Source organism: Methylobacterium sp. GC_Met_3, from assembly GCF_026540775.1.
GTDB lineage: Bacteria > Pseudomonadota > Alphaproteobacteria > Rhizobiales > Beijerinckiaceae > Methylobacterium.
The window spans coordinates 1-4912 of sequence record NZ_JALNUL010000114.1 but is presented as its reverse complement, the minus strand read 5'-3'; the positions used below and the strand labels follow the sequence as shown (position 1 = coordinate 4912).

The following is a 4912-nucleotide window of genomic DNA, read 5'->3' as shown; positions in this document are numbered from 1 at the left end:
TAGACCGGATCGATTGTCGTTGACCCGAATGCTCGGTTCCGGCCGCAGAGCTGCAGTCCGCTCCCTACGCCGAGCCGAAGTTGCCGGGCGACTGACTAACAGCCGCTTTCGGGAAGCGTGGACGCGGCCGTGAACGACCGGGATGGGTCGAGGCTGTGTCAAAACTCGAATGCTGTCGGCCGTTGTAGAAAAATGTTCTCTCGAAGGATGGTGGCACCGGCCAAACGGGCTTCTTGTCGGCGTCGGCCGCTAAATCTGGAGATCCATCATCCTTGCGACGGAGACGTTTGTTCTACGATTTCACTACATACCTGCGTTTTGACACAGCCTCGGTCGATAGCAGTCCCTCGACCCGGGCACCGAGGGCTGGATCTCGACCAGGAATTCTCAGTCGTAAGGGCAGCCGAAAAGGTCCCCGAGCGCCTACCGCCGAAACAGCGTGCGCCAGCGTCGCCGCTGATGCTCTGGCTGGTCGCGGATCATGTGGCACCGCTGGCAGAAGGCCGCGAGTTGACGTCGGCGTTGTTCGAGGTGTCGTGATCACGGTGAGCCGCCGCCAGGACGACCCGCGTTCGGCGTGCACGACCGATAATGTCGGTTTCCGCAGCGATCCGGATCCTGCGTCCCCACCCATCGCGCCACCTACCGGCTTGCGCGTCCCACCAGCGCCCATCGCCAAGGTGGTAGACCATCCGCCCGCGCGGCCGCCCGCAGCCCTCGCAACAGCCTTTCGCTCGCCCGAACCGGATCACGGCGGAGAGCTGCGCCCAGTCGATCGGGTAGAAGAAGCGGTGCTCGGGCCGGATCGGCATGGGGCGCACTGTGCCACCACCCTTGAAGAGCGTAGCTGAAATTCAATGGGCGACGGATCTTAAGCCGCCGGTTAGCACGGGTTGCGCGCAGCTAATGCGGCTCTTCTCCATGCGGAATAAGTCAAGCCCTTAGCGTCCATCAGCGGTGGCGCCTCGGGCGCACCGAGATGGCTTGTTGGGCTCGATCACTCCGCAGCCTCAGCGAACTTTGCACGATTGCGTAACATCAATTCTACGCCGGCCGTACCGACGCGCTCGACGAGTGCGTCCAAGATCGCGTCAGGGTTGTCCGGCAGTACGACGGTCGCCTGAGATGGCTCGTGCGCGCGTTGTCCAGTCCGCATCTCTTCAAGATCAGAGAGGGGCCTAGCAGCGGCGTTTGACCGCTCTGCTGCTCTTTCAAGGTGCGGCTTCACTTGCATCATGGACCGAGACGGCAAAGCTTTCTGTTTGCTCTCACGACGCGGTTGCGCAAGAGCGGCACGCCAAGTGAAGAAGGCCGCAAGGGCTAGGCCGTTGATGAACAAGCCCCAACCATAGCTGTCGATAGATTGTCCGTTAATTGGATGCCAAACATGGCCGAGGCCAGTCGCGGCACCAAGCACCGCTAAGGCGGCGAAAACCAAAGCAAATACTAGCATGCTCATATAGCATTACGCGACTGAGGTACCAATTAACCGACCTCAATGTCGGGCTGAGGGTTTCAGTTCCGAAGGAGAAGGGCGGCAGGATGTCCCAGCGCCATGGACGGGGTGAACTGGCGGTTGAAATTATCGACGGCCAAGTGTGGCCTATCCGCTCTCGCTCCGGCGCAGGCAGTGGCTTAGCTCGTCCTGAACGAGGGACCGACTATGAACCGATACACCGCAATCCTGCTGATCGCGCTTGGGCTCGGCGCCTGCCAGACTGGCGCCTCAGGGCCGCAACAAGCTGCCGTAGCGCCGCGGGGTGCTGCTGCACTCCAAGAGGAGGTCGTGCGCCTTAAGGCTGAGCGCGACGCCCGTCGGATCAGCTACACGGAATGGGCTGAACGGACACAGGCTGCCGCACGAGCCAGCGTGCCGCTGAGCGCGCAGGAAGATGAGGCTCTAGAGTACCGCAAGCAGCTCGCACGCCGTGTCGACGCGGGAGAGATCACCCCAGCGCAGTTCGAGCAGGAGAGCCAGCGCACCCTGCAGCAGCTGAAAGCTCAGCGCCGCGGAGCCTAATCCACGACAGCCTCTTCCAAGCCTGTTACAGCACTCGCTCTTGCCGCTCAGGTGCCCGAGGCGTTCGCGACACCGCACGGCCCGCGGCGGGTAAGCACATGACAGGCGATCGCGGGCCAGTTCCTCGCGTCCCGTCCGTGAAGCCCAAGGCCTGGCAATCGCGTGAGGGTCGGTGCCGCGGGGGATCTGGACACCGCAGGGCGCCGGCCCATGGCCTTCGCTTTACCCAGCTTCAGCTAGCTGTTCCGCGCTGGATGCGACTGTGAAGCCCTCACGGTCGAACACATTGTAGAGGACGCCAGCTGGGTCGAGCCCAAGCCCTTTGATGTGATCGATTGCAGCATCCTTGGCCTCGGCTACCGTGTTGAACGGATCGGGCAGCTGATACATCCTAGATGCGCGCTCCTCGCCATCGATATGCATCGGCGGCGTAGTAATTTCGACTGTGTAGGGCATGCAACTAGATCCCTGTACTCAGTGGAATGCACCAAAGAACCATAACAACAGGATGATCGGCAGCGGGATCCCTAGAAGCCATAATAAGCCACCGCGCAACATTCGCGCCTCCCCTATGTCAACAATCGCACCGAAATATCGGTCTGTTGACGAGTAGAACGCACGAACACGAAAAAGCGATGCAAATCATCCGTACGAATGCTGGGCATTAGTACCGGAAGCATCCGGTTGAAACAGACGCGACCTCGCCGGCGCAGTCGCGATCATCGGCCGGCATCACAGTTCTGCTGCGATCAGGGCGCCATCTGGGTGCAATGACGGGGGCGGCCTGTCGTGTTGTGCCGCCGGGAGTACCCGCATGCGCAACACCCTGTTGGCCCTGTTGGCCGTCATCACCGTCATGGCTGCCCACGCTGCCTACCGGCTAGTGCGGCTACCCTTCCGCCTCGTGCGTGGCCCGTTCCGACAGAAGGCCACGCCGGCCCAGGTGACGGCGCGCTAACCAAATCCGAGCACCCTACGCGGACGCCGATGAGATAGACGACCTCCCCCGCTAGCCCGTGATCAGATCGGGCGCCGGGGCCGAGCCGGCTGGTCCGGCATCAAGGGATACGGCCATGCCTTTCAATCGACAGCAGGTGCTGCCCAGCGACGCGCTGGACCGGCTGGCTTGTCGGCTGCTCGCAGAGGCGCGGGCACAGCACCCCCAGAAGCCGTTGGGCAAGCTCATTGTCGATCTCGGCGACGACGTAAGCACCAACCTGCTGGCTTGGCTGCTGGACATCCATGACGATGCTCTGGCCGAGGACGGGGGCGACTGGGCCAGCGTCACCCATAGCCCGCGGACAGCGTGGTGTTGAAGGTGATGCAGCCCAGGGGGAGCGGGATGCGTGGCGGGAGGAGGCGAAGCGGCTACAGGCACAGCCGGCGCGAGTGGCCTGAGAGGCGCCAGCCCTAGACCCCCCGCACACCCGCTTTGCGCAGCGCTCCGTAAGACCTCCCCGGGTCGAACATGACTCGAGCCTGCTGCAGACTGATCGGCCGCCCGCCGGCCTCCTGCGCGCCCATCATGCCGCCGGCCTTCTACCCCTGCTTCTGCTGCTGTCCTGCCGCTACGGCCTTGAGCGTATTGGCGAGCTGCGGATAGGGGCTGCTCTGCGGGGCCGCGGCGTCGCCCGATCCAGGGGCGAGGGCAAGCGGCTGACTGGACAGGGACGCCACGTCAGGCGTGGGGGAGGACTGGCCCGGTACGGCCCCATCCTGGCCCACGATGCCGCCGAGACCGAAGCCACCCTGCATCGCGGTCGAGCCCATCGAGGCGCCGGTCGGATGGGCCATAGCCGGCGATCCGCCCATGCCCGGTAGCGCCTGCCCGTCGCTGAAGCTGTTGGCGTAGGCTTGCGTCGTCGCGAGCCGCGCTGCGTTCTCGCCGCCAGGGCGATCGTAGCCCGCGAACTTCCACGCATCCGCCATCAGGCGATGGGCTTCATCGGCGCTGCCGGCGTTCTGCAGGGCCTGGGTGAGGCGCGGGTTCTCCTGCAGCAGGAACTGCGCCTGCGTCATTACCGGTTCGGAAGCGCCCTGCGTGAACGCTTGCGGCCTGTTCCGCCATGAGCCTGACCCGGCCGAACTTGTAATCCCACCGACGGCTCTGCGCTGCCGCGAGCCTTCAGATCGTCTCGTAGGCGAACAGGACTGCGATCACCGACAAGCTGCCCAGACCGAGGACGAAACAGATGTCGGCGCATCGCTCCATGCGGATCGCCAACTCGTTCTCGGCTGCCAGGCGGATCGATAGGTAGGAGGCGACCGCGCTGACGAGGAACAGGATCGCGGTCAGGGCGGCATACTCGTCGACGCGGCTCGGACCGATCCGGGCTTCGAGGATCTTCACCAAGCCGATCAGCGTCGTGCACACGCCGACCATGGTGCCGGCGGTTGGCAGGATGTGGCGAGACAGCCCCTCGTCGCCGGAACTGCGTTTGCTCTGCCGTTCGGCCATGCTCGCTCCCCTGCGGCTATGCGCCAGTGAGCGTATCAGCTCATCTCACCGTGTTTGAGGAGCCTCATCATGAAGCGCCCGCGGACCACCAGCTTCGCCGCGTCGGCGCCGAGCCATGCACCGCAGGCTGAGCCTGAGCAGCCGCCCTCGACCTGGCGCGAGGTCGCACCTATCGTGGCTGGCTTGGTCACGGCCCTTGAGGCGATCGAGACCGGACAGAAGGCCGGCCCTGCGATGAGGGTTCACCGGTCTGACCTGCGGCGGCATGGGAAGGCTGCCGCCGCACTCGGTGGATCTGAGGCCCTGAGCGCCGTGTTGCATCAGGTTGCGGAGGCCGATCCCGCTTGGGCCGAGCGACGGCTGGCGTTCATCCAGGAGGCCGGGGCATGAGGCTGCCAGGATGGCAGCCTCATGCCCCGGCCGATGTTTGAGAT

Annotated in this window: 8 protein-coding genes and 1 pseudogene; 4 read left to right on the top strand and 5 right to left on the bottom strand. The window is 64.3% G+C overall.

Annotated features, from left to right (window positions below; genetic code table 11):
- Positions 1-423: 423 nt before the first annotated feature.
- Together OXS27_RS31680 and OXS27_RS31675 are read right to left on the bottom strand one after the other, a co-directional pair.
- Positions 424-812 (bottom strand): annotated as a pseudogene (locus OXS27_RS31680) (hypothetical protein).
- 185 nt (positions 813-997) lie between these two features.
- The gene (locus OXS27_RS31675; RefSeq protein ID WP_267361624.1) at positions 998-1459 is read right to left on the bottom strand and encodes a hypothetical protein; all 462 of its coding nucleotides are present in this window, start codon (positions 1457-1459) and stop codon (positions 998-1000) included.
- A 204-nt stretch (positions 1460-1663) separates the two neighbouring features.
- On the opposite strand from OXS27_RS31675, the gene OXS27_RS31670 reads away from it, so the two are divergent.
- A complete protein-coding gene (locus tag OXS27_RS31670) occupies positions 1664-2020 on the top strand; it encodes a hypothetical protein (protein WP_267361623.1) in 357 nt (118 codons plus the stop codon).
- 222 nt (positions 2021-2242) lie between these two features.
- Here the strand turns inward: OXS27_RS31670 and OXS27_RS31665 are convergent, their stop codons facing one another.
- On the bottom strand, positions 2243-2476 hold the full coding sequence (locus OXS27_RS31665; protein WP_267361621.1) for a hypothetical protein: 234 nt from the start codon (positions 2474-2476) through the stop codon (positions 2243-2245).
- Positions 2477-2834: 358 nt separating this feature from the next.
- Between OXS27_RS31665 and OXS27_RS31660 the strand changes: the two genes are divergently transcribed.
- Complete coding sequence (locus tag OXS27_RS31660; protein WP_267361620.1) at positions 2835-2978, top strand: hypothetical protein; 144 nt, start codon at positions 2835-2837, stop codon at positions 2976-2978.
- Between the two features lie 115 nt (positions 2979-3093).
- Entirely contained in the window at positions 3094-3336 is a 243-nt protein-coding gene (locus tag OXS27_RS31655; RefSeq protein WP_267361619.1) for a hypothetical protein, read from the top strand.
- Positions 3337-3559: 223 nt separating this feature from the next.
- Here OXS27_RS31655 and OXS27_RS31650 read toward each other — a convergent pair whose 3' ends face one another.
- Positions 3560-4039 carry a hypothetical protein gene (locus OXS27_RS31650; protein WP_267361618.1) on the bottom strand — a complete coding sequence of 160 codons (480 nt, stop codon included), beginning with the start codon at positions 4037-4039 and terminating at the stop codon, positions 3560-3562.
- 106 nt (positions 4040-4145) lie between these two features.
- Positions 4146-4478 carry a hypothetical protein gene (locus OXS27_RS31645; protein WP_267361617.1) on the bottom strand — a complete coding sequence of 111 codons (333 nt, stop codon included), beginning with the start codon at positions 4476-4478 and terminating at the stop codon, positions 4146-4148.
- A gap of 69 nt (positions 4479-4547) precedes the next feature.
- On the opposite strand from OXS27_RS31645, the gene OXS27_RS31640 reads away from it, so the two are divergent.
- The gene (locus tag OXS27_RS31640) at positions 4548-4868 is read left to right on the top strand and encodes a hypothetical protein (RefSeq protein ID WP_267361615.1); all 321 of its coding nucleotides are present in this window, start codon (positions 4548-4550) and stop codon (positions 4866-4868) included.
- The last annotated feature ends 44 nt before the right edge of the window (positions 4869-4912 follow it).